The 23276-nt window shown below is 58.6% G+C and carries 21 protein-coding genes; 5 read left to right on the top strand and 16 right to left on the bottom strand.

The annotated features are described in order from the left end of the window. Positions 1-13: 13 nt before the first annotated feature. From folP to rlmE, 3 genes are all read right to left on the bottom strand, one after another. Positions 14-865, bottom strand: coding sequence for a dihydropteroate synthase (folP, locus tag J2Y86_RS21725; protein WP_253436184.1), 852 nt, complete (start codon positions 863-865; stop codon positions 14-16). Between the two features lie 8 nt (positions 866-873). Further along, positions 874-2784 carry an ATP-dependent zinc metalloprotease FtsH gene (gene ftsH, locus J2Y86_RS21720; protein ID WP_017336469.1) on the bottom strand — a complete coding sequence of 637 codons (1911 nt, stop codon included), beginning with the start codon at positions 2782-2784 and terminating at the stop codon, positions 874-876. Positions 2785-2986: 202 nt separating this feature from the next. Further along, positions 2987-3616: a 23S rRNA (uridine(2552)-2'-O)-methyltransferase RlmE gene (rlmE, locus tag J2Y86_RS21715; RefSeq protein ID WP_007900501.1), complete on the bottom strand. Its 630-nt coding sequence runs from the start codon at positions 3614-3616 to the stop codon at positions 2987-2989. A gap of 101 nt (positions 3617-3717) precedes the next feature. On the opposite strand from rlmE, the gene J2Y86_RS21710 reads away from it, so the two are divergent. Then, a complete protein-coding gene (locus J2Y86_RS21710; protein WP_007942889.1) occupies positions 3718-4026 on the top strand; it encodes a YhbY family RNA-binding protein in 309 nt (102 codons plus the stop codon). 9 nt (positions 4027-4035) lie between these two features. On the opposite strand, the gene J2Y86_RS21705 is transcribed toward J2Y86_RS21710, so the two are convergent. From J2Y86_RS21705 to grpE, 8 genes are all read right to left on the bottom strand, one after another. Beyond that, positions 4036-4440 carry an MFS transporter gene (locus J2Y86_RS21705; RefSeq protein ID WP_253440395.1) on the bottom strand — a complete coding sequence of 135 codons (405 nt, stop codon included), beginning with the start codon at positions 4438-4440 and terminating at the stop codon, positions 4036-4038. A gap of 28 nt (positions 4441-4468) precedes the next feature. Next, positions 4469-4945: a transcription elongation factor GreA gene (gene greA, locus J2Y86_RS21700; RefSeq protein ID WP_150633542.1), complete on the bottom strand. Its 477-nt coding sequence runs from the start codon at positions 4943-4945 to the stop codon at positions 4469-4471. After that, on the bottom strand, positions 4942-8163 hold the full coding sequence (gene carB / locus J2Y86_RS21695; protein WP_253436181.1) for a carbamoyl-phosphate synthase large subunit: 3222 nt from the start codon (positions 8161-8163) through the stop codon (positions 4942-4944). Before carB ends, greA begins: the two co-directional genes overlap by 4 nt. Positions 8164-8281: 118 nt before the next feature. Next, complete coding sequence (gene carA / locus J2Y86_RS21690) at positions 8282-9418, bottom strand: glutamine-hydrolyzing carbamoyl-phosphate synthase small subunit (protein WP_253436178.1); 1137 nt, start codon at positions 9416-9418, stop codon at positions 8282-8284. Between the two features lie 259 nt (positions 9419-9677). Beyond that, positions 9678-10484: a 4-hydroxy-tetrahydrodipicolinate reductase gene (gene dapB, locus J2Y86_RS21685; RefSeq protein WP_253436175.1), complete on the bottom strand. Its 807-nt coding sequence runs from the start codon at positions 10482-10484 to the stop codon at positions 9678-9680. 9 nt (positions 10485-10493) lie between these two features. Beyond that, positions 10494-11618 carry a molecular chaperone DnaJ gene (gene dnaJ, locus J2Y86_RS21680; RefSeq protein ID WP_253436172.1) on the bottom strand — a complete coding sequence of 375 codons (1125 nt, stop codon included), beginning with the start codon at positions 11616-11618 and terminating at the stop codon, positions 10494-10496. A 297-nt stretch (positions 11619-11915) separates the two neighbouring features. Next, complete coding sequence (dnaK, locus tag J2Y86_RS21675) at positions 11916-13832, bottom strand: molecular chaperone DnaK (protein WP_253436169.1); 1917 nt, start codon at positions 13830-13832, stop codon at positions 11916-11918. Positions 13833-13934: 102 nt separating this feature from the next. Continuing rightward, positions 13935-14501: a nucleotide exchange factor GrpE gene (gene grpE / locus J2Y86_RS21670; RefSeq protein WP_253436165.1), complete on the bottom strand. Its 567-nt coding sequence runs from the start codon at positions 14499-14501 to the stop codon at positions 13935-13937. 241 nt (positions 14502-14742) lie between these two features. On the opposite strand from grpE, the gene recN reads away from it, so the two are divergent. Beyond that, the gene (recN, locus tag J2Y86_RS21665) at positions 14743-16416 is read left to right on the top strand and encodes a DNA repair protein RecN (protein WP_253436162.1); all 1674 of its coding nucleotides are present in this window, start codon (positions 14743-14745) and stop codon (positions 16414-16416) included. A gap of 75 nt (positions 16417-16491) precedes the next feature. On the opposite strand, the gene fur is transcribed toward recN, so the two are convergent. Beyond that, positions 16492-16896 (bottom strand): ferric iron uptake transcriptional regulator, encoded by a 405-nt coding sequence (gene fur / locus J2Y86_RS21660; protein WP_003197684.1) that lies wholly within the window; start codon positions 16894-16896, stop codon positions 16492-16494. A 97-nt stretch (positions 16897-16993) separates the two neighbouring features. Here fur and J2Y86_RS21655 point away from each other — a divergent pair, with 97 nt between their 5' ends. Further along, positions 16994-17521, top strand: coding sequence for an outer membrane protein assembly factor BamE (locus J2Y86_RS21655; RefSeq protein ID WP_150633548.1), 528 nt, complete (start codon positions 16994-16996; stop codon positions 17519-17521). Between the two features lie 60 nt (positions 17522-17581). On the opposite strand, the gene J2Y86_RS21650 is transcribed toward J2Y86_RS21655, so the two are convergent. Genes J2Y86_RS21650 through J2Y86_RS21640 form a run of 3 tightly spaced genes read right to left on the bottom strand, consistent with a single transcriptional unit; the run spans position 17582 to position 19734 of the window. Next, complete coding sequence (locus tag J2Y86_RS21650; RefSeq protein ID WP_253436159.1) at positions 17582-17896, bottom strand: RnfH family protein; 315 nt, start codon at positions 17894-17896, stop codon at positions 17582-17584. Continuing rightward, positions 17889-18323 (bottom strand): type II toxin-antitoxin system RatA family toxin, encoded by a 435-nt coding sequence (locus J2Y86_RS21645; protein WP_253436156.1) that lies wholly within the window; start codon positions 18321-18323, stop codon positions 17889-17891. The genes J2Y86_RS21650 and J2Y86_RS21645 overlap by 8 nt, the downstream gene beginning before the upstream one ends. Before the next feature lie 7 nt (positions 18324-18330). Continuing rightward, positions 18331-19734, bottom strand: coding sequence for a sodium-dependent transporter (locus J2Y86_RS21640; protein ID WP_253436153.1), 1404 nt, complete (start codon positions 19732-19734; stop codon positions 18331-18333). A gap of 118 nt (positions 19735-19852) precedes the next feature. On the opposite strand from J2Y86_RS21640, the gene smpB reads away from it, so the two are divergent. Then, positions 19853-20335 carry an SsrA-binding protein SmpB gene (smpB, locus tag J2Y86_RS21635; RefSeq protein ID WP_018929470.1) on the top strand — a complete coding sequence of 161 codons (483 nt, stop codon included), beginning with the start codon at positions 19853-19855 and terminating at the stop codon, positions 20333-20335. 107 nt (positions 20336-20442) lie between these two features. On the opposite strand, the gene J2Y86_RS21630 is transcribed toward smpB, so the two are convergent. Beyond that, positions 20443-21210, bottom strand: coding sequence for a GntR family transcriptional regulator (locus J2Y86_RS21630; RefSeq protein ID WP_253436151.1), 768 nt, complete (start codon positions 21208-21210; stop codon positions 20443-20445). A 262-nt stretch (positions 21211-21472) separates the two neighbouring features. On the opposite strand from J2Y86_RS21630, the gene J2Y86_RS21625 reads away from it, so the two are divergent. Next, positions 21473-23167 carry a lactate permease LctP family transporter gene (locus J2Y86_RS21625; RefSeq protein ID WP_253436148.1) on the top strand — a complete coding sequence of 565 codons (1695 nt, stop codon included), beginning with the start codon at positions 21473-21475 and terminating at the stop codon, positions 23165-23167. Positions 23168-23276 lie beyond the last annotated feature (109 nt).

Below are 23276 nucleotides of genomic sequence, written 5' to 3'. Positions count from 1 at the left end.
TGCTCCATCATTCTTATTCGGCTGATTCCACTGCAGCGATCATTCGCACCACATCGACGGTTTCGGCCACATCATGGACGCGCAATATACGCGCACCCTTGAATGAAGCCAGTGCCGCGAGTGCCAAACCGCCATGCAGTCGCTCTCCGACCGGGCGATTCAGGGCCTGACCTATCATGCTCTTGCGCGAAACCCCAACCAACAGGGGCCGACCAAAGCGATGCAGGGCTTCCATATGTTTGAACAAACTTAAATTGTGCTGCAAGGTTTTGGCGAAGCCGAAACCCGGATCCAGGATGATCCGATCAGCCGGAATTCCGACTGATGCACACTGCGCCATGCGCTCGGCGAGAAACTCGCTCACTTCCTTGGTGACGTCCTGATAATGCGGATTATCCTGCATGTCGCCTGGCTCACCGAGCATATGCATCAGACAGACCGGCAAACCAGTGTCCGCCGCAGCGTCCAGGGCACCTTCACGCCGCAATGCACGAACGTCATTGATCAAACCTGCGCCCAGCCGTGCGGTTTCGCGCATGACGGCTGGCGTCGAGGTATCGACAGAGATAATCACATCCAGCTCGCGATTGATGCGCTCAACGATCGGCGCTACGCGCTCCAGCTCTTCCAGGGAGGAAACCGCCCTGGCACCGGGCCGGGTCGACTCACCGCCGACATCAATCAGCGTCGCGCCAGCCAACACCATGGCTTCGGCATGACGCAAGGCCGCATCGAGCTGGCTGTATTGGCCGCCGTCGGAGAAGGAGTCGGGAGTGACATTGAGAATGCCCATGACATGCGTCTGGGCCAAATCAAGAACCCGGTTGCCGCAAGGCAACCGGGTCGAGGACAGAACAGAAGTCATTTCAAACCTTAAACGTCAGCAGCCGGACCGCCGATCGGTGTTTCCGGACGCGGATCCTGCACTGCCGGAGGTGTTCCGGAAGTACCGGTGCCGCCCGACCAGTCACGAGGTTCGCGAGGCGTACGACCCGCCATGATGTCGTCGATCTGATCAGCATCGATCGTTTCATACTTCATCAGGGCATCAGCCATCGCATCGAGCTTGTCACGGTTATCCGTGAGGATCTGCTTGGCCGTGCCGTAGCACTGGTCAATGATGCTGCGCACTTCGGAGTCGATCAGCTTGGCTGTCTCACCGGAGAAACTTGCACTCTGACCACCGCCGCCGCGACCGAGGAACACTTCGCCCTCTTCTTCGGCGTACATCAACGGACCGAGTTTTTCCGAAAGACCCCATTTGGTCACCATGTTCCGTGCAATCTGGCTGGCACGCATGATGTCGTTGGACGCACCGGTGGTCACACCGTCGAAGCCCAGGGTCATTTCTTCAGCGATACGGCCGCCGTACAGCGAGCAGATCTGACTGATCAATGCACGCTTGGACAGGCTGTAACGATCTTCTTCCGGCAGGAACATGGTCACGCCCAGCGCACGACCGCGCGGGATGATCGACACCTTGTAGACCGGATCATGCTCTGGCACGACGCGGCCCACGATGGCGTGGCCTGCTTCGTGATAAGCGGTGTTCTGCTTCTCTTTCTCGGACATGACCATCGATTTGCGCTCGGCGCCCATCATGATCTTGTCTTTGGCCAGTTCGAACTCTTTCATTTCGACGATGCGCTTGCCGGTACGGGCAGCGAACAACGACGCTTCGTTCACCAGGTTGGCCAGGTCGGCACCGGAGAAACCAGGCGTACCACGAGCAATGACCGCCGGAGCAACGTCGTCACCCATTGGCACTTTGCGCATGTGGACCTTGAGAATTTGCTCACGACCACGGATATCCGGCAGACCGACCACGACCTGACGGTCGAAACGGCCCGGACGCAGCAACGCGGGGTCCAGTACGTCCGGACGGTTGGTTGCTGCAATTACGATGATGCCGTCATTCATTTCGAAGCCGTCCATCTCTACCAGCAACTGGTTGAGAGTCTGCTCGCGCTCATCGTGACCACCGCCCATGCCGGCGCCACGGTGGCGACCGACGGCGTCGATTTCATCGATGAAGATGATGCATGGCGCGTGCTTCTTGGCCTGCTCGAACATGTCACGAACACGGCTCGCACCGACGCCGACGAACATTTCGACGAAATCGGAACCGGAAATGGTGAAGAACGGCACTTTGGCTTCGCCGGCAATCGCCTTGGCCAGCAAGGTTTTACCGGTACCCGGAGGACCGACCATCAGTACGCCGCGTGGAATGCGGCCGCCCAGGCGCTGGAACTTGCCCGGATCACGAAGGAACTCGACCAGTTCGCCGACTTCCTCTTTGGCTTCGTCGCAACCGGCAACATCAGCCAGGGTGGTTTTCACCTGGTCTTCGGATAACAGGCGCGCCTTACTCTTGCCGAAGCTCATCGGCCCGCCCTTGCCTCCGGCACCGCCCTGCATCTGCCGCATGAAGAACATGAACACGGCAATGATCACCAGGATCGGGAAGCTCGCGACCAGGAGTTGAGTCCAGATGCTTTGCTGTTCAGGCTGCTTGCCTTCGACTACCACGTGGTTGTCCACGAGATCGCCGATCAGACCGTTGTCCTGGATAGCGGGACGGATGGTCTTGAAGCTGTCGCCATCGTTGCGCTTACCGGTAATCACATAGCCATCTACGGCTACGCGCTCGACCTTGCCATCCTTGACCTGCTGGATGAAGTCGGAATAGTTGAGGGTCTGCGGCTCGTTAGGGCTGGAGAAGTTGTTCATCACTGTCACCAGGACAGCCGCGATGATCAACCACAGGATCAGATTCTTTGCCATATCGTTCAATTAACTACCCTCTGAAGCAAGCTCCGCTAATGGCGCGCGCTTCGCATGATATTCACCGGCCTAACTTACTACATTACCTACGGCTCTGGCAGGCGCCGTCTGTAACCCTTTGTGAAACACTTTCTACACAATATTCGCTAATGCTCACGGGGCGAAATACGAAAATCCTATCGACCCGCAAAAAAACCTCGTTTTACTCACTACGGCCGCGATAGCCCCAAGCCAGCATGTATTGCTCGCGGGAACTGCCACGGGAGGAGTCCGGCTTGATCATCTGGACCTTGTCGAATTTCTGACGAGCGTCCTTCACGTAAGCATCAAACCCTTCGCCCTGAAACACCTTGATCACGAAATTACCGCCCGGCTTGAGTATCCGAGCCGCCAGATCAAGAGCCAGTTCACATAGAAACATGGCTTTTGGCATGTCCACCTCAGGCGTACCACTCATATTGGGGGCCATATCGGAAATCACAAGGTCCACTTGCGAATTACCCACGGCTTCAAGGATCTGAGCGAGCACTTCGTCCTGGGTGAAGTCACCCTGGATGAAAGTCACGTCCGGAATGCTGTCCATTTCCAGGATGTCCGAGGCGATCAGACGCCCCTGACCACCGATCAGCCGGCTAGTGACCTGCGACCAGCCGCCAGGCGCCGCACCCAGGTCGACAACGCTCATACCCGGACGGATCAGCTTGTATTTCTCCTGGACCTCCAGAAGCTTGTAACTCGCACGCGAGCGGTAACCATCCTTCTGCGCCTGCTTCACATAGGGATCATTGACATGTCGTTTCAGCCAACCAAGGCTTGTCTTGGAACGCGCCATTGGGCACCTCGATGATAAGGGTCGTGATTAATTGGGCGGATCCACGAACCCTCGGGTAAAATGGCCGCCATTTTACAGAATCCAGACTAAAGGGTCAGATTATGCCGCTCACTCAAGAGCAGAAGAAACAGTACAAATCCATTGGCCACCATCTGAAACCGGTTTTGATTGTGGCTGACAACGGTTTGACTGAAGGTGTGCTAGCCGAACTTGAACGCGCCTTGGCGGATCACGAGCTGATCAAAATCAAGCTCAACATCCTCGATCGCGAATCGCGCCTGGCGTCCATTGCAGAACTCTGCAAGGTCGGCAAAGCGGATCTGGTTCAGGTCATCGGCAAGATGGCACTGATTTACCGCAAGAACTTCAGCGTCAACAAGCAGCTGTCGAACGTCCATCGCTTCAAATGATGGCAAGGGTCAAGGGTGTGCTTCGCGCACCCTGCCGCTCCATCCAGGCACTGGTTGCAGCACCAGCACCAGCCCGGAAAAGCCCAGAACCAGATAACTGAACACCTGCCAACGCACTGCATCCGGCCAGCCGACACGCGCAGCGGTATACATCCCGCACGCATACAGCGCCATCAGCAGCAGCTGCCCGCGAATATCGCGCCATAGACTGGCAAGGCCCTCGGCCTGAACCAGCACCAAAGCCTGAAACACCACGCACGCTGCGGCGAATCCCACCATCAGCGAGTTAAGCATGCCTGCAATTTCATCGATCAGCAGCGGCGCCAGGCCAATTTGGCCCAGCACCGGCAGCAGACCGATATGTAACAGCCACAGGCCGCCGACCCACAACATCTGAGTCAGTTGCCAAAGCATCGCGCCCGCACGAAGCGGGCGCCTGCGTTCAGATGTGGCGAACTTCGACAATCTCGTACTCGATAACGCCACCAGGCGTTTTCACCGCGACCACATCACCCTCTTCCTTGGCAATCAAGGCACGAGCCAATGGCGAACCTACCGAAATCTTGCCGAGTTTGAAGTCAGCCTCATCCTCGCCCACGATGTGGTAAGTCACGCGCTCGTCCGTCTCGACGTTGGCGATTTCAACGGTGGTGCCGAAGATCACTTTGCCGGTGTGAGGAATGGTCGTGACGTCGATGATGACCTGGTTCTGAATCCGGCCTTCAATGTCACGGATCCGCGCCTCGACCATACCTTGCTGCTCGCGAGCAGCGTGGTATTCGGCGTTTTCCTTCAAGTCACCCAACTCGCGGGCCGTGCCGATGTCCTGGCTGAGCTTCGGACGGACGACCTTGGTCAGGTGAGCGTGTTCTTCTTCCAGGGCTTTCGCGCCCTGGACGGTCATTGGGTATTTGATCATGCCTTCAATCCTGCGTGTAGATCCTGCAAGCGGCGCACGGTCTTCTCGGGACCGAACTTCAGCGCTTCGCAGATGGCTTCGCCAGCAGCAATGGTGGTGGTGCAGTAGATCTTGTGCTGCAAGGCATTACGACGAATGGAGTACGAGTCGGCGATCGACTGACGACCTTCAGTGGTGTTGATGATCAGGGTGACTTCGTCATTCTTGATCATGTCGACCACGTGCGGACGACCTTCAGTCACCTTGTTCACACGACGCACTTTCAGGCCTGCGGCTTCGATCAGCTTGGCAGTACCGGCAGTGGCAACCACTTCGAAGCCCAAGTTGATCAGATCACGGGCCACGCCTGCAACCAGCGGCTTGTCGTCATCACGCACGCTGATGAACGCGGTACCGCCGGTTGGCAGCACTTCGCTGGCGCCCATCTGGGCTTTGGCAAATGCTTCGCCGAAGGTGTCGCCCACACCCATCACTTCACCGGTGGACTTCATCTCTGGGCCGAGGATCGGGTCCACGCCAGGGAATTTGGCGAACGGGAACACCGCCTCTTTCACACTGTAGAAGTTCGGAATGATTTCCTTGGTGAAGCCGATTTCCTTCAGGGTTTTACCGGCCATCACGCGTGCTGCGATCATCGCCAGGGAAACACCGATGCACTTGGACACGAACGGTACGGTACGGGAAGCGCGCGGGTTGACTTCGATGACGTAGATGTCTTCGCCTTGCAGCGCCAACTGAACGTTCATCAGGCCGACCACGCCCAGTTCCAGGGCCATTTTCTTGACCTGTTCGCGCATCTCGTCCTGGATGTGGGCAGGCAGCGAGTACGGCGGCAGGGAGCACGCGGAGTCACCGGAGTGAACGCCGGCCTGCTCGATGTGCTGCATGATCGCGCCGATCACCACGTCGGTGCCGTCGCAGACCGCATCCACGTCCATTTCGATGGCGCAGTTGAGGAAGTGGTCGAGCAGCACCGGGCTGTCATTGGACACTTTCACCGCGTCACGCAGGTAGCGCTTGAGCTCTTCTTCTTCGTAGACGATTTCCATCGCACGACCGCCCAGTACGTAGGACGGACGCACCACCAGCGGGTAACCGATCTTGGCCGCGGCACGAATCGCTTCGTCTTCGCTGCGCACGGTGGCGTTTGGCGGCTGACGCAGGTTCAGGCGCTCAACCATCTGCTGGAAGCGCTCACGGTCTTCGGCACGGTCGATGGCGTCAGGGCTGGTGCCGATGATCGGCACGCCGGCTTCTTCCAGTGCGCGAGCCAGTTTCAGTGGGGTTTGGCCGCCGTACTGGACGATCACGCCTTTCGGCTTCTCGACGCGGACGATTTCCAGTACGTCTTCCAGGGTCACTGGTTCGAAGTACAGGCGATCGGAGGTGTCGTAGTCGGTGGAAACGGTTTCCGGGTTGCAGTTGACCATGATGGTCTCGTACCCGTCTTCACGCAGGGCCAGTGCCGCGTGTACACAGCAGTAGTCGAACTCGATGCCCTGGCCGATACGGTTTGGACCGCCGCCGAGGATCATGATCTTGTCGCGACCCGATGGCGCGGCTTCGCACTCTTCCTCGTAAGTCGAGTACATGTAGGCGGTGTCGGTAGCGAACTCGGCCGCGCAAGTGTCAACGCGCTTGTAGACCGGGTAAACCTCGAGCTTGTGGCGATGGCGACGCAGCGCCTTCTCGGTCACGCCCAACAGCTTGGCCAGACGCATGTCGGAGAAGCCTTTGCGCTTGAGGCGGAACATCACGTCGCGGTCGATGCTGGCCAGACCCAGGGTCTTGACCTTCTCTTCTTCCTTGATCAGATCTTCGATCTGCACCAGGAACCACGGGTCGATCATGTTCATGCCGAAGATGTCTTCGACCGACAGGCCGGCGCGGAAGGCGTCAGCCACGTACCAGATACGCTCGGCGCCCGGCACGGTCAGTTCGCGCTTGAGCACGCTCATGCTTTCCGGGTTGCTCAGGTCGAGTTTCTCGTCCAGGCCGCAAACGCCCACTTCCAGACCGCGCAGGGCTTTCTGCAGGGATTCCTGGAAGGTCCGGCCGATGGCCATGACTTCACCGACCGACTTCATTTGAGTGGTCAGGCGTGCGTCGGCTTTCGGGAATTTCTCGAAGGCGAAGCGTGGCAGCTTGGTCACGACGTAGTCGATGGACGGCTCGAAGGACGCAGGAGTCGCGCCCCCGGTGATTTCGTTCGACAGTTCGTCGAGGGTGTAGCCGATCGCCAGCTTGGCAGCGATACGCGCAATCGGGAAACCAGTGGCTTTCGAGGCCAGTGCCGAAGAGCGGGATACACGCGGGTTCATCTCGATCACGACCATACGGCCAGTGTCCGGGCAGATGCCAAACTGAACGTTGGAGCCGCCGGTTTCCACGCCGATCTCACGCAGTACCGCCAACGAGGCGTTACGCATGATCTGGTATTCCTTGTCCGTCAGGGTCTGTGCTGGCGCCACAGTGATCGAGTCACCGGTGTGCACGCCCATCGGGTCAAAGTTTTCGATGGAGCAAACGATGATGCAGTTGTCCTTCTTATCGCGGACAACCTCCATCTCGTACTCTTTCCAGCCGATCAGGGATTCGTCGATCAGCAGCTCTTTGGTTGGCGACAGGTCCAGACCACGGGCGCAGATTTCTTCGAACTCTTCACGGTTGTAAGCGATACCGCCACCCGTGCCGCCCATGGTGAAGGACGGACGGATGATGCACGGAAAGCCCAGACGCTCAAGAACGGCGTTGGCTTCTTCCATGCTGTGGGCGATACCCGAGCGCGGGCAGTCCAGGCCGATGGATTTCATCGCCTTGTCGAAGCGCGAACGGTCTTCAGCCTTGTCGATGGTGTCCGCGTTGGCGCCGATCATCTCTACGCCGAACTTCTCCAGAACGCCTTCACGCTCCAGGTCCAGCGCACAGTTCAGAGCGGTCTGGCCACCCATGGTTGGCAGCAGCGCGTCCGGACGCTCTTTCTCGATGATCTTGGCAACGGTCTGCCATTTGATCGGCTCGATGTACGTGGCGTCGGCCATGTCCGGGTCTGTCATGATGGTCGCCGGGTTGGAGTTCACCAGGATGACGCGATAACCCTCCTCGCGCAGGGCTTTGCAGGCCTGGGCGCCGGAGTAGTCGAATTCGCAAGCCTGGCCGATAACGATCGGGCCAGCGCCGAGAATCAGGATGCTTTTAATGTCTGTACGTTTTGGCATGGGTTTGTCACTCAAATCCGCAGGTCAGTCGGCAAGCCGTCTTGTTCAATCTTTAAAGCCTTGAGGGGGCCGCCGGTGTCGGGACCACCCTCAAGCTTTGCTGCATCAAGGCGAGCGATCAGCGTCGCTTGGCCATTTCGTTGATGAAGCGATCGAACAATGGCGCTACGTCGTTCGGGCCAGGGCTGGCTTCCGGGTGACCCTGGAAGCTGAAGGCGCTCTTGTCGGTGCGCTCGATGCCTTGCAGGGTGCCGTCGAACAGCGATTTGTGAATCGCGCGAACGTTGGCCGGCAAGGTCGCTTCGTCTACCGCAAAACCGTGGTTCTGGCTGGTGATCATCACCACACCGCTGTCCAGATCCTGAACCGGGTGGTTGGCACCGTGGTGGCCGTGGCCCATTTTCAGGGTCTTGGCGCCAGAGGCCAGGGCCAGCAGTTGGTGACCGAGGCAGATACCGAACACCGGGATCTCGGTTTCCAGCACGTCCTTGATCGCCTGGATCGCGTAGTCGCAAGGCTCCGGATCACCAGGGCCGTTGGACAGGAACACGCCGTCCGGCTTCATCGCCAGCACGTCGGCAGCTGGTGTTTGAGCCGGCACTACGGTGACGCGGCAACCGCGCGCGACCAGCATGCGCAGGATGTTCAGCTTGACGCCGTAGTCGTAGGCAACCACGTGGTACGGCAGCTCGGAAGCGTCGATGGTCGCGTGGCTGTCGGTTTTCAGGTCCCAGACAGTCGAGCGCCATTCGTACTGCTCTTTGGTGCTGACGACTTTTGCCAGGTCCATGCCTTTCAGGCCAGGGAAGCCTTGAGCCGCGGCGATGGCCGCTTCTTCGGAAATGTTGTCACCGGCCATGATGCAGCCGTTCTGCGCGCCTTTTTCACGCAGGATGCGCGTGAGGCGGCGGGTGTCGATACCGGCGATGGCCACAACGTTGTTGGCTTTCAGGTAGTCGGACAGGGACATCGTGTTACGCCAGTTGCTCGCAACCAGTGGCAGGTCACGGATGACCAGGCCAGCAGACCAGACGCGGTCGGACTCGGCGTCTTCCGGCGTGGTGCCGGTGTTGCCGATGTGCGGGTAAGTCAGGGTAACGATCTGTTGGGCGTAGGAAGGATCGGTAAGGATTTCCTGATAGCCGGTCATGGCGGTGTTGAACACCACCTCTCCAACGGTTTGACCGTCGGCTCCAATGGCTTCGCCGCGAAAAATGCTGCCATCAGCAAGGGCGAGTATGGCTGGCTTAGTCAAGAAGACCTCCCGTAAATAAAGCCTGAAAGGGCGATCGCAGGTTGTAAAAAAGCGGAGTGACGTATGGACACGTCACCCCGCTTCTTCACTGAATTATTCTGCGCGCTTTTAGTGGACACACTAAAGCTGTAGCTTACAGAAAAAGGCATTTTTGGTCTACCGCCAATGAGCCTTAAAGGCCGGGGAATGCGACAGGACGTCGCTTGGCGTAATAAAACCGGGCCCCATCGCTGGGTTGGAGCCCGGTTTCGGCTGCATCTTAACGCAGGTCGAGCACGTCTTGCATGTCGTAAAGGCCAGGCTCACGACCGTCAAGCCACAACGCCGCACGCACCGCGCCCTTGGCGAAAGTCATGCGACTCGACGCCTTGTGCGTGATTTCGAGACGCTCGCCCTCACAGGCGAACAGCACGGTGTGATCACCGACCACATCACCGCCACGCACAGTGGCAAAACCGATCGTTTCACGCTCACGCGCACCAGTGTGGCCTTCACGCCCGTAGACCGCGACCTTCTGCAGATCACGATCCAGTGCACTGGCAATCACCTCTCCCATGCGCAGTGCCGTGCCCGAAGGCGCGTCGATCTTGTGCCGATGGTGAGCCTCGATGATTTCGATATCTGCATCATCGCCCAGCACGCGCGCAGCCATGTCGAGCAGCTTCAGCGACAGGTTCACGCCGACACTGAAGTTGGCGGCGAACACGATAGGAATGTCCTTGCCCGCCTCGACCAGCAACTGCTTCTGCGCAGCATCGAGCCCGGTCGTGCCGATCACCATGGCCTTGCCCGCCTTGCGGCAGAACGCCAGGTTTTTCAGCATGACTTCCGGCAGCGTGAAGTCGATCAACACATCGAACTCTTCTGCCACCGACTCGACATGACCGGACAACGGCACACCGATACGTCCCAACGAAGCCAGCTCACCGGCATCCACACCAATCAGCGTGCTGCCGGGGCGCACGATGGCTGCCGTCAGCCCCGTCTGCGGCGCGCGTTGCTGCACCGCTTCGACCAGGATCTTGCCCATGCGGCCAGCAGCGCCCATCACAGCTATACGTCGCATGCTCACTCCTTACAGATCGCCGAAGAAGCGCTTCACGCCTTCGAACCAACCGGTGGTTTTCGGCGAATGGCTGTTGTCGTCTGCCAGCGAACTGCGGAATTCTTCCAGCAATTCGCGCTGACGGCGACCCAGGTTGACCGGGGTTTCGACCGCCACACGGCACATCAGGTCGCCGGCACCACCGCCACGCACAGGCGCGACGCCTTTGCCGCGCACACGGAATTGCTTGCCGGTCTGAGTCCCTTCAGGGATTTTCAGTTTGACCCGACCATCGAGGGTCGGAATCTCCAGCTCGCCACCCAGCGCCGCATCGACGAAGCTGATCGGCACTTCGCAGAACAGGTGCTTGCCATCGCGCTGGAAGATCGCGTGCTCGCGCACATTGATCACTACATACAGGTCGCCAGTCGGACCACCCTGAGCACCCGCCTCGCCTTCGCCGGACAGACGAATGCGGTCGCCAGTGTCGACACCGGCCGGCACTTTCACGGAAAGGGTCTTGTACTCTTCAACGCGACCGTCACCGTTACAGGAGGTGCATGGATCGGAAATGATCTTGCCCTGGCCATGGCAGCGCGGACAGGTCTGCTGCACCGAGAAGAAACCTTGCTGCATGCGGACCTGACCGATACCGCCGCACGTCGGGCAGGTGATCGGAGAGGAGCCTTTCTTGGCGCCCGAACCATCACACGGTTTGCAGTTGACCAGTGTCGGAACGCGGATATTCACGGTCGTGCCGCGCACCGCTTCTTCCAGATTCAGCTCCAGGGTGTAACGCAAATCGCTGCCGCGCTGGGCACCGCCACGAGCACCGCCGCGACCGCCACCGAAGAAGTCACTGAAGACATCGCCGAAGATGTCGGAGAAGTTCTGACCGCCAAACCCGGCACCGCCGCCGCCCATGCTCGGGTCGACGCCGGCATGACCATACTGGTCGTACGCCGCGCGCTTGCTGGAATCGGACAGCACTTCGTAGGCCTCGTTGGCCTCTTTGAACATTTCTTCCGACGCTTTGTCATCGGGATTACGGTCCGGGTGGTGCTTCATCGCCAGCCGACGGTAGGCCTTTTTCAGGTCCGCTTCGCTCGAGCCACGCTCAACACCCAACACTTCGTAATAGTCACGCTTTGCCATAAGTCTTTGCACTCTTAAGGACGTTCGGCAAACCTCTCCTGAGCCTCGCCAAACTCGTTGAGCCCCAATACAGGCCCGGACCCAACTCACGTCAATTCAACGATCCTGGTCTTTGATTCATTGCGGCACTTACGGCTCGAAAAGCAGGAGCATTTTCGGCCATACCGCCAACACGCGAACGCTGTCGCATGCTGTAAAAATTCGTGTACTCCAGACACGCCAACGCGGGAGCAAGCTCCCGCGCGGCGACATCCTACCAGTCACCGCCGCAAGGCAGTCAACCGGGCGACCACTAACTTACTTGTGGTCTTTGACTTCTTCGAACTCGGCATCGACAACGTCGTCAGCCTTCTCAGCCGATTCGCCTTGCGGTGCAGCGCCTTCAGCAGGCTGGGCCTGTTCGGCGTACATCTTCTGCGCCACTGGAGCGGAGACTTTCGACAGCTCTTCAACCTTGGCTTCGATGGCAGCCTTGTCGTCGCCTTTGATGGCGGCTTCCAGGGCAACTACTGCGGCTTCGATTGCAGTCTTCTCTTCAGCGGTCACTTTATCGCCAGCGTCCACGACCATTTTGCGCGTCGAGTGAACCAGTGCATCGCCCTGGTTGCGGGCAGCAGCCAGCTCTTCGAACTTGCGGTCTTCCTCGGAGTTCGCTTCAGCATCGCGAATCATTTTCTCGATCTCTTCATCAGACAAACCGGAGTTCGCCTTGATCACGATCGATTGAGCCTTGCCGGTGGCCTTGTCTTTGGCGCCTACGTGCAGGATGCCGTTGGCGTCGATGTCGAAGGTCACTTCGATTTGTGGCACGCCACGTGGTGCTGGTGGAATCTCGGCCAGGTCGAACTTGCCCAGGGACTTGTTCTGAGCGGCTTGCTTACGCTCGCCTTGCAGCACGTGAATGGTCACGGCGCCCTGGTTGTCGTCGGCAGTCGAGAACACTTGCGATTTTTTGGTAGGAATCGTGGTGTTTTTCTCGATCAGCGCGGTCATCACGCCACCCATGGTTTCGATACCCAGGGTCAGCGGGCTGACGTCGAGCAGCAGAACGTCTTTCACGTCACCAGCCAATACGGCGCCCTGGATAGCAGCACCCATGGCAACGGCTTCGTCCGGGTTCACGTCTTTACGAGCTTCTTTACCGAAGAACTCGGTCACCAGCTTCTGAACCAGTGGCATACGGGTCTGACCGCCGACCAGGATCACGTCGTTGATGGCGCCAACGTCGATACCGGAGTCTTTCAGAGCGATGCGGCAAGGTTCGATGGTGCGTTGAACCAGGTCTTCTACCAGCGCTTCAAGCTTGGCGCGGGAGATTTTCACGTTCAAGTGCTTAGGACCGGTGGCGTCTGCAGTGATGTACGGCAGGTTCACGTCGGTCGAATTGCTCGAAGACAGTTCGATCTTGGCTTTCTCAGCGGCTTCTTTCAGGCGCTGCATGGCCAGCGGGTCACCCTTGAGGTTCATGCCGCTTTCTTTCTTGAACTCGTCGACGAGGTAGTCGATCAGACGAATGTCAAAGTCTTCACCGCCCAGGAACGTGTCACCGTTGGTGGCCAATACTTCGAACTGGTGCTCGCCATCGACTTCAGCGATTTCGATCACGGAAACGTCGAAAGTACCGCCGCCCAGGTCGTAAACGATCACGGTGTGATCGCCTTTCGCCTTGTCCATACCGTAAGCCAGCGCGGCTGCGGTAGGTTCGTTGATGATACGTTTAACGTCCAGGCCCGCGATGCGGCCGGCGTCTTTGGTCGCCTGACGCTGGCTGTCGTTGAAGTAGGCCGGAACGGTGATCACCGCTTCGGTCACTGGCTCGCCGAGGTAGTCTTCGGCGGTCTTCTTCATTTTCTTCAGAATTTCAGCCGAGATCTGTGGCGGCGACATTTTCTGGCCGTTCACTTCTACCCACGCGTCGCCGTTGTCAGCCTTGGCGATTTTGTAAGGGACCATCTTGATGTCTTTCTGTACGACTTCTTCGTCGAACTTACGACCGATCAGACGCTTCACCGCATACAGGGTGTTGTGCGGATTGGTCACAGCCTGACGCTTGGCCGACTGACCAACGAGGATCTCGCCATCGTTGGCGTAAGCAATGATCGACGGCGTGGTACGCGCGCCTTCGGCGTTTTCAATAACTTTGGCTACGCCGTTTTCAAGCACGGAGACGCAGGAGTTGGTAGTCCCCAGGTCGATACCGATAATTTTGCCCATGTTCACTCTCCCGAAACTTTGGATTTGGTTGCCGCAGCAGTGGTGGCTAACTGCGGTAGCACTTAAACGCTTGACTTCTAAATGGGGGCCTTGCGGCTAATTTCAAGCCTGCTCGTCAATCGAAGGCGAAACCGGCGCAGGAGCCTTGCTGACCACGACCATGGCCGGGCGCAGCAGGCGACCGTTGAGCTGATAACCCTTCTGGAACACCTTGAGCACGCTGTTCGGCTCGACGTCGGCGCTTTCCTGCATGGCCATTGCCTGATGCTGAACGGCGTTGAACGGTTCGCCATGCGGATCGATCGCTTCCAGCTGATAACGCTTCAGGGTGTCCTGGAACATTTTCAGGGTCAGCTCGATACCTTCGCGCATCGGACGGATGCTTTCGTCGTCCGGGCTGGACAACTCCAGGCCACGCTCCAGACTGTCGATGATCGGCAGCAAATCGCCTGCGAATTTCTCCAGGGCGAATTTGTGCGCTTTTTCTACATCCTGTTCGGCGCGGCGGCGGACGTTCTGCAGATCAGCTGCTACACGCAAGGCCTGATCCTGGGCGCCAGCCAGCTGCTCTTCGAGCACTTGTACACGAGCCGCCAGGTCTTTACCCGATTCCTGGGCAGCCTGATCGGCGTCTAGATTTTGCGTATCCACTGTCTGTTCGTCAGCCATAGATTTCTCCTTTCAATTTCGTCCGCGAGCTCAACTCGCGCTTCTGTCCCGGTATATGGGGCCGCAAAAATCAGCTTCAAGGGGCTTGCCATGATTAACCCTACAAAAAACAGCTGCATTGTCATTCCTCGATGCACTAACGATTTCGTCGGATCGAGCAAATCGAGCTAAGAGAGGGCATTGTCAGCCAGAAACAAAACACTGTATAAATAACCAGACCTAAAGCCTGGGAGCGGCCTTTATGCTGGTGCACCTGTCCGTACACAACTACGCCATCGTTGAACATCTCGATCTCGAACTCGATCGCGGGATGAGCGTGATCACAGGGGAAACCGGCGCCGGCAAGTCGATCATGCTCGACGCCCTTGGCCTGACCCTGGGCGATCGCGCCGACAGCGGCGTGGTCCGCCCCGGCGCCGACAAGGCCGACATCCTGGCCACCTTCGATCTTGTAGACATTCCGGAGGCCAGTGCCTGGCTGGCCGAGCGCGACCTCGAAAGCGATGGCCCGTGCATCCTTCGCCGGGTAATCACCGCCGAAGGACGCTCGCGCGGCTATATCAACGGCACGCCCTGCCCGCTCGGTGATCTCAAGTCCCTGGGCGAACTGCTGATTGATATCCACAGCCAGCACGAACACCAGTCCCTGCTCAAGACCGACACGCACCGTCGCCTGCTCGACGAGTATGCCGGCGCCACCGATCTTGCCCGCCAGGTTCAGCTCGCCGCCCAGCGCTGGCGCCAGACCCGGCAGGAGCTGGAACGCCTGTCGAACTCAGGTGACGAACAGCGCGCCCGCCACCAATTGCTCAGTTATCAACTCGAAGAACTGGAAAACCTCGGCCTCGGCGAAAACGAACTGGAACAGTTGGAGCAGGAACACAAGAACCTGACCAACGCCGAAACCTTACTGGGCATCTGCCGACAAGTGGTCGAGCAATGCAGCGAAAGTGATTCCGGCAATGTCTTGAACGCCCTGACGGCCAGCCTCAATCGCCTGTCGAGCGTGAACAACTCGATCGGCGCGCTGGGCGAAGCCAGCAGCTTGCTGACCAGTGCGCAGATCCAGGTGGAAGAGGCCGTGGGCGAGCTGAATCGCTTCCTCGACAACTTCGATGCCGACCCGGCGCGCCTGCAATACCTGGAAGAACGCCTCGACGCGATCTACACCATGGCACGCAAACACCGCATCCAGCCCACCGAGGTGGCCGAGATGCAGCAGCGATTGCTGGATGAAATCGAAACCCTGAATGCCAATGATGAATCCATTGAGCGGCTGAGTGACGAGCTGGCCTCTTATGCCCGCCATTATCAGGAGAAGGCTCGGGAACTGAGCGATCTGCGCCATCAAGCGTCCACGAGCCTGGCCTGCGCCGTGGAGCAGGAAATCCAGCGATTGGGCATGCCCGGCGGTCGTTTCACCATCGAATTGCGCCCCAACGCCAGCGATGAATTACTCCCCAACGGGCTGGAACAAGTCGAGTTACTGGTGAGCGCCAACCCCGGCCAACCCTTGAAAGCCCTGGCCAAAGTAGCCTCGGGCGGCGAGCTGTCACGGATCAGCCTCGCGATTCAGGTGATCACCGCGCAGACTTCACGCGTACCGACCCTGGTATTCGACGAAGTGGACGTGGGTATCGGCGGCCCGACCGCCGAGATTGTCGGCCAGCTGCTGCGTCGCCTTGGCGAGCGCGGGCAGGTATTGACGGTGACTCACTTGCCGCAAGTGGCGGCGCAGGGTCATCAGCATCTATTTGTACACAAGGTCCGTGGCGAGGATGCGACCCATACGGCCGTCTCCAAACTCAGCAAGAATGATCGCGTCGAAGAAGTCGCACGGATGCTGGGGGGCATCGATCTGACCAAGGAATCCCTGGCTCACGCGAAAAAAATGGTCGTTACCGCAAAAATCTAGGAACGGCAGAAAGCACGAAGGCGACCCAGGGGTCGCCTTCGCTCGTTTCGCGAACCTGAAGTTCGCGCGACATGCTTACTTTTTCTTGCGCACGTACAGCACAAGGTTGTGATCGACCATCTCAAAGCCATATTTGTCGACAATGGCTTTCTGCAGGCGCTCGATTTCTTCGTCGAAGAATTCGATCACTTCACTGGTCTCGACGTTGACCATATGGTCGTGATGCTTGCCGTCGTCCAGCTCGAAGACCGCATGGCCTCCGTCGAAGTTGTGCCGCACCACAAGGCCAGCTGCCTCGAACTGGGTCAGTACACGGTAAACCGTGGCCAGACCGACGTCCTCACCAGCCTCCATCAGCGCCTTGTAAACATCCTCGGCACTCATGTGGCGTTGCTCGGCGGAATCGAGCATTTGCAGAATCTTGACCCGTGGAAGGGTCACTTTGAGGCCGGCTTTGCGTAGTTCGCTATTTTCAACCATGGTCAGCTTTCTCGCGATGCTGCTTCGCAGCTTCTCTTAATGCGGGTATGATCGGCGTTTACGTTGTCCCAGCCAAGATAGTGGAAGTCGCCCACCGATGCAAAACACCAAGCTCTTGCTAACCAGTTTCACCTTTGTGGGACTGCTCGCACTCGCCGGTTGTTCATTCCCCGGGGTTTACAAAATCGACATCCAGCAGGGCAATGTCGTCACGCAGGACATGATAGACCAGTTACGCCCGGGAATGACCCGTCGGCAAGTACGGTTTATCATGGGTAACCCTCTGCTGACCGACACGTTCCATGCCGATCGCTGGGATTATCTGTACAGCCTGCAACCGGGTGGCGGTGAACGCCAACAGGAACGCATTAGCGTTATCTTCAACCCAAATGACCAACTTGTCAGCCTCTCTGGTGATTTCATGCCAGGCGTGAGCCGGGACGAAGCCATTCTCGGCAAGGACAGTGGCACTAACGTGACCGCTCCTGCAGAAAACGCCGAGAAGCCGAAACCGGAAAAACCGGTCAAGCCGGGTTCGTTGCTGGATCAGATCCAGAAGGACGTAGACGGTGTAGAAACCGTTCCGGTCCCGACGCCAGAACCGCTGGAAACTTCGCCGCAATAATTTGCGACGCAATAAAAAACCCGGAATGTCCGGGTTTTTTATTGTCTGGCGTTTGTCGCATCACTGATTCCGCGCTTTGGCCTCGGCTGCCTTGGCGGCGCGAAGCCGGCGAACCTCTTTCGGATCAGCCAACAGCGGCCGATAAATCTCGATCCGATCCCCCGCCTGAACCTGACGGGTGTCGGGATCCGCGACCACCTTGCCGAATATCCCCACCGGACAATCAGCCAGATCCAGTTCCGGAAACGCCTCGGCCACTCTCGACTTCAACAAAGCCATGCGCACTGTCGTGCCGGCGGGCACCGTTTCACAGAGAAGCACCTGACGATGCACGGCGGCATACACCACCTCAAACTCGATCACGGCCTCAACCATGGATCTGTTTGGCGCGCTGGCAGAAGGCGTCCACCAGCGTATTGGCCGCCTGATTGAACAAGGGCCCCAGGGTTGCACGAACGATCGGCCCGGCGTAGTCGAACGAAAGATCCAGGCTGATCTTGCAGGCCTTGTCGGTCAACGCCTTGAACACCCAGATACCGTGCAACTGAGTGAACGGGCCTTCCTCGAGATTCATTTCGATCGATTGCCCGGGCACCAGCGTGTTGCGCGTCACGAAATGCTGGCTGAGGCCAGCCTTGGCCACACCGACACTTGCGCGCATGTGCTCGGGAGAGCTTTCCAGGACCTCGGCCGACGAGCACCACGGCAGAAACTCCGGGTAACGCGCCACGTCATTGACCAGGTCATACAGCGCTTGCGCCGGATACGGCAGCAGAGCCGAACGTTGAATGTGTGTCGTCATGTCAGCGTCACTTCCACAGCTGGGCGGCAAACACTACGAGAATGCCGATGGGCGCCACATAGCGCATCAAAAACAGGGACAGAGTAAACAGCCTGGGACTGCGGATCGACAGCTCGTCGCGCACCGCTTCACGCCCCATCACCCAGCCCGCAAACACCACGAAACACAAACCACCGAGTGGCAGCATGATTCGCGAGGTAAAGAAATCGATCACGCCAAAGAAATCCAGGCCGCCGGCCGCACCCCATTGATAGAGATGGAACATCCCGCCTTCGTTCACGAAAAACTTGGCCTCCTTCCAGATATTGAAGGAAAACACTGTGCCCAGACCAACAAACCAGCAAGTGAACGCCAGCCAGAACGTCACCCAGGCGCGACTGACTTTAGTACGCTCAACCAGGTAAGCCACCATCGGTTCCAGCAACGAAATCGCCGAACTCCAGGCTGCAATCGCTACCAGCACGAAGAACACTACGCCCATCAACTGGCCGAACGCTACGTTACCAAAGGCAAATGGCAGGCTGACGAACATCAGGCCAGGGCCTTCGCTCGGATTCAGGCCGGCAGCAAACACTATTGGAAACAACGCCAGGCCGGCCACGAGAGAAACAAAGGTATCGAGCAGCGCCACGCCGACGACGGTGCCTGAAATCGACGAATCCTTCGGCATGTAGGCGCCGTAGATCATGATCGAGCCCACGCCCACGCTCAGGGAAAAGAACGCATGCCCCATGGCGGGCAGCAAGCCGTCGAGGACTTTTTCCGGGTGGAAGTCGAACATGAAATGCACGCCCTCCATGAAATGGCCGGTGGTCATGCTGTAACCCAGCAGCACCAGAATCATTACAAAGAGCAACGGCATCATGATGCGCAGGCTGCGCTCGAGCCCGGCAACGACGCCTTTGGCGATCACAATGGCGGACAGCAGCATAAAAATCGTGTGCCAAAGTGTCAGGCGCCATGGATCGGCGATCACCTTGCCAAAGTACGCGCCGACCTGATCAGGCGTTACACCCTGGAAATCTCCGCGCCCCATGTCGACGATGTAATCCAGCGACCAGCCGCCGACCACACTATAGAAGGACAGGATCAACAGTGCCGTGATCATCCCGGCGAAAGCGCCCCAGGACCACTTGCCAGAATGCCCCGCCTCCAGTGCCAGCACCTTCAAGGCATTGGCCGGACTTTGCCGGGCGCGCCGGCCGATCAGCGTTTCCGCCAGCATGACCGGTACGCCGATCAGTGCGATACAGGCCAGGAACATCAACACAAACGCACCGCCGCCGTAGACCCCGACCATGTACGGGAACTTCCAGATGCTACCCAGGCCCACGGCCGAACCGGTCGCGGCGAGTATGAAGACCCAGCGGCTAGCCCAACTGCCGTGGACAGAAACCTTGTCTGTCGACATCGTTACCACGTCCAAGCATTGAAAAAAGAGGGCGCATTGTCCGGGATTCAATCAACCTGCTCAAGCACGCTGCGTCACCGTAGCCGACTCGCTTGCAACTCCCTATAATGCCGCCCCTATGGCTAAACAGAAGAAACACCCAACAGGGACCATCGCGCAAAATAAAAAGGCGCGACACGATTACTTCATCGAACATCGGTTCGAGGCTGGTCTGGTCCTGGCCGGCTGGGAAGTAAAAAGTCTGCGGGCGAGCAAGCTGCAGCTGGTTGACAGTTATGTACTGCTCAAGGACGGCGAAGCATGGCTGCTCGGCAGCCACATTACGCCGCTGACGACCGCCAGTACCCACGTCATCGCTGATCCGACGCGCACCCGAAAATTGCTGCTCAACCGCCGCGAGCTGGAAAAGCTGGCCGCCGCCGTGCAGCAAAAGGGTTACGCCTGCGTGTGCCTGTCCTGGTACTGGAGCAAGCACATGGTCAAGTGCGAGATTGCGCTGGGCAAGGGCAAGAAGGAATACGACAAGCGTGATACCGAACGCGAACGCGACGCCGGTCGCGAGTTGCAGCGTGCGGTGCGCAACAAGGGCAAGGAAGATTAATCTTTCGCCCTGAGGCCGCCTTCGCGGGCAAGCCTCGCTCCTACATTGGACGTGTGGTCCTGTTGAGCGAGGCTTGCCCGCGAATGTTTCACCGCAAATTCAACTGACTACATCCCCTTGCGCCGCTCCGCCCGGGCCACGCGCTGCACTTCCTGACGCACCTCTTCCAGCACTTCCTGCACATACAAAATGTGTCGACTGGAAACTTCCCGCGCCTGTTCTGCCCTTCCTTCGATAATCGCCATGTACAACTCCCGGTGCTGCGTGATCAGCATGTCGCGGGTTTCAGTGCGTTGTTTGTACATACCGCCAATGTTGGTCACCACGTTGCGCTTGAGCAGGTCGAACAGCCCGCGAATGGTGTGCAGCAACACCGCGTTGTGACTGGCTTCGGCGATGGCCAGGTGAAATTTCGCATCCGCCGCGCCCTCTTCCGCTCGGCTCACTTCATCGTGCCGCGTGTAGCAATCCTGCAATTCATTGAAAGCCGCGGTCAGTCGCTCGCGGTCGACATCCGTGGCGCGCAACGCGGCGTAATAGGCGCAGGACGCTTCCAGGGTGTGGCGAAACTCCAGCAGATCACGCTGGGCCTCGGGGTTGCTTTCCAGCAGATGAAGCAGCGGATCACTGAACGTCGTGCCCAGTGATTCCACCACGTAATTTCCGCCGCCCTGACGACTGACCAGCAAGCCCTTGGCCGCCAGTTTCTGAATGGCTTCGCGCAACGAAGGGCGTGACACGCCGAACTGCTCGGCCAGCGCGCGTTCTGCCGGCAAGCGCTCACCCGCCTTCAGCGTGCCCTCGAGGATCATCCCCTCGAGCTGCTCGACAATATCGTCAGACAAACGGCGCTGACGAATTTGATCAAACCCCATAACTCAAATCTCCACGATCCCGACGGCTCGGCGGGCTCTCTATTCTGGCCTATCGGCGCTGTGCCAGCACCTATCAGGCGGCATTTGTTCGAACGCATCACTGGCAAACCACAGCGCTTGTTCGACAAAAGTTTTAGGGCGGCAAATTGACACACCGCCTAGAAGGCTTTTACCCTAGCGAACAGCGATTGTAAATTGGTATTACCAATTATCCAAGAACGCTGAACAGTGCCTGACCAACAACAATTAGGGGCCACCCCATATGCAAACCTGGCAACAGCTCTATACCCCGCTCGGCAGCCTCGGCCTTTCCGCGCTCGCGGCCGTTATTCCCATCGTGTTTTTCTTTCTGGCGCTGGCCGTGTTCCGGCTCAAAGGACACGTGGCCGGCAGCATCACGCTGGCCTTGTCCATCGCGGTCGCCATCTTCGCTTTCCAGATGCCGGTCGACATGGCATTCGCCGCCGCCGGGTATGGCTTCGCCTACGGCCTCTGGCCGATCGCGTGGATCATCGTGGCAGCGGTGTTCCTCTACAAACTGACGGTCAAGAGTGGTCAGTTCGAGGTCATTCGCAGTTCCGTCCTGTCGATCACCGATGACCAGCGCCTGCAGGTGTTGCTGATCGGTTTCTGCTTCGGTGCATTCCTTGAAGGTGCAGCCGGTTTCGGCGCACCGGTAGCGATTACTGCCGCACTGCTTGTAGGACTGGGCTTCAATCCGTTGTACGCCGCGGGCCTTTGCCTGATCGCCAACACCGCGCCGGTGGCGTTTGGTGCCTTGGGGATTCCGATCATCGTGGCCGGGCAAGTGACCGGTATCGATGCGTTCAAGATCGGCGCCATGACTGGCCGTCAATTGCCGCTGCTGTCGCTGTTCGTGCCGTTCTGGCTGGTGTTCATGATGGACGGCTTGCGCGGCGTTCGAGAAACCTGGCCAGCAGCATTGGTGGCCGGCTTGAGCTTTGCCATCACCCAATACTTCACCTCGAACTTCATCGGCCCTGAGTTGCCGGACATCACCTCGGCACTCGCCAGCCTGATTTCCCTAACGCTGTTCCTGAAAGTCTGGCAGCCAAAACGCGCTGCCGGCCAACACATCGCGGGCGCGGTCTCGGCCTCCGTCGTGACGGCCAGCGCCGGCGGTTTCGGCCAGCCGCGCACCACCGTGGCTTCGCCTTACAGCCTCGGTGAGATTTTCAAAGCCTGGTCGCCGTTCCTGATCCTCACCGTCCTGGTCACCATCTGGACCCTGAAGCCGTTCAAGGCGATGTTTGCCGCTGGCGGTTCGATGTACAGCTGGGTGTTCAACTTCGCCATCCCGCACCTGGATCAAATGGTGATCAAGGTCGCTCCGATCGTGACGGCTCCGACGGCCATTCCGGCGGTGTTCAAACTCGACCCGATTTCCGCGACCGGCACGGCGATTTTCTTCTCCGCGCTGATCTCGATGCTGGTGCTGAAGATCAACATCAAAACTGGTCTGACCACTTTGAGAGAGACCTTCTACGAACTGCGCTGGCCAATTCTGTCCATCGGCATGGTGCTGGCGTTTGCCTTCGTCACCAACTATTCAGGCATGTCGTCGACCATGGCCCTGGTACTGGCAGGCACTGGCGCAGCGTTCCCGTTCTTCTCGCCGTTCCTCGGCTGGCTGGGCGTGTTCCTGACCGGTTCCGATACTTCGTCCAACGCGCTGTTCAGCTCGTTGCAGGCGACCACCGCGCACCAGATCGGCGTCAGCGACACCTTGCTGGTCGCGGCGAACACCAGCGGCGGCGTCACCGGCAAAATGATCTCGCCACAATCGATCGCCGTGGCCTGCGCCGCGACCGGGCTGGTGGGCAAGGAATCGGACCTGTTCCGCTTCACCCTCAAGCACAGCCTGTTCTTTGCAACGATCGTCGGCCTGATCACCTACGTCCAGGCCTACTGGCTCACCGGCATGCTGGTGCACTAAGTACTACAAGAAAAAACGCAAAAACCGACGCCGGACCACGATTCCGGCGTCAGCTATTCACAACCCGGTCTGTAAGGCTGCTGAAAGCATCACTCACTATATTCAGCAG

Source organism: Pseudomonas migulae, assembly GCF_024169315.1.
Taxonomy (GTDB): Bacteria; Pseudomonadota; Gammaproteobacteria; order Pseudomonadales; family Pseudomonadaceae; genus Aquipseudomonas; species Aquipseudomonas migulae_B.
Note: the sequence above shows the minus strand (reverse complement) of the source record. Positions and strands in the feature narration are given on the sequence as shown.

What these genes read in the sequence shown, in the direction of transcription:
- folP (WP_253436184.1), bottom strand. Translation starts at nt 865, where the DNA reads ATGACTTCTGTTCTGTCCTCGACCCGGTTGCCTTGCGGCAACCGGGTT.
- ftsH (WP_017336469.1), bottom strand. Translation starts at nt 2,784, where the DNA reads ATGGCAAAGAATCTGATCCTGTGGTTGATCATCGCGGCTGTCCTGGTG.
- rlmE (WP_007900501.1), bottom strand. Translation starts at nt 3,616, where the DNA reads ATGGCGCGTTCCAAGACAAGCCTTGGTTGGCTGAAACGACATGTCAAT.
- J2Y86_RS21710 (WP_007942889.1), top strand. Translation starts at nt 3,718, where the DNA reads ATGCCGCTCACTCAAGAGCAGAAGAAACAGTACAAATCCATTGGCCAC.
- J2Y86_RS21705 (WP_253440395.1), bottom strand. Translation starts at nt 4,440, where the DNA reads ATGCTTTGGCAACTGACTCAGATGTTGTGGGTCGGCGGCCTGTGGCTG.
- greA (WP_150633542.1), bottom strand. Translation starts at nt 4,945, where the DNA reads ATGATCAAATACCCAATGACCGTCCAGGGCGCGAAAGCCCTGGAAGAA.
- carB (WP_253436181.1), bottom strand. Translation starts at nt 8,163, where the DNA reads ATGCCAAAACGTACAGACATTAAAAGCATCCTGATTCTCGGCGCTGGC.
- dapB (WP_253436175.1), bottom strand. Translation starts at nt 10,484, where the DNA reads ATGCGACGTATAGCTGTGATGGGCGCTGCTGGCCGCATGGGCAAGATC.
- dnaJ (WP_253436172.1), bottom strand. Translation starts at nt 11,618, where the DNA reads ATGGCAAAGCGTGACTATTACGAAGTGTTGGGTGTTGAGCGTGGCTCG.
- dnaK (WP_253436169.1), bottom strand. Translation starts at nt 13,832, where the DNA reads ATGGGCAAAATTATCGGTATCGACCTGGGGACTACCAACTCCTGCGTC.
- grpE (WP_253436165.1), bottom strand. Translation starts at nt 14,501, where the DNA reads ATGGCTGACGAACAGACAGTGGATACGCAAAATCTAGACGCCGATCAG.
- recN (WP_253436162.1), top strand. Translation starts at nt 14,743, where the DNA reads ATGCTGGTGCACCTGTCCGTACACAACTACGCCATCGTTGAACATCTC.
- fur (WP_003197684.1), bottom strand. Translation starts at nt 16,896, where the DNA reads ATGGTTGAAAATAGCGAACTACGCAAAGCCGGCCTCAAAGTGACCCTT.
- J2Y86_RS21655 (WP_150633548.1), top strand. Translation starts at nt 16,994, where the DNA reads ATGCAAAACACCAAGCTCTTGCTAACCAGTTTCACCTTTGTGGGACTG.
- J2Y86_RS21650 (WP_253436159.1), bottom strand. Translation starts at nt 17,896, where the DNA reads ATGGTTGAGGCCGTGATCGAGTTTGAGGTGGTGTATGCCGCCGTGCAT.
- J2Y86_RS21645 (WP_253436156.1), bottom strand. Translation starts at nt 18,323, where the DNA reads ATGACGACACACATTCAACGTTCGGCTCTGCTGCCGTATCCGGCGCAA.
- J2Y86_RS21640 (WP_253436153.1), bottom strand. Translation starts at nt 19,734, where the DNA reads ATGTCGACAGACAAGGTTTCTGTCCACGGCAGTTGGGCTAGCCGCTGG.
- smpB (WP_018929470.1), top strand. Translation starts at nt 19,853, where the DNA reads ATGGCTAAACAGAAGAAACACCCAACAGGGACCATCGCGCAAAATAAA.
- J2Y86_RS21630 (WP_253436151.1), bottom strand. Translation starts at nt 21,210, where the DNA reads ATGGGGTTTGATCAAATTCGTCAGCGCCGTTTGTCTGACGATATTGTC.
- J2Y86_RS21625 (WP_253436148.1), top strand. Translation starts at nt 21,473, where the DNA reads ATGCAAACCTGGCAACAGCTCTATACCCCGCTCGGCAGCCTCGGCCTT.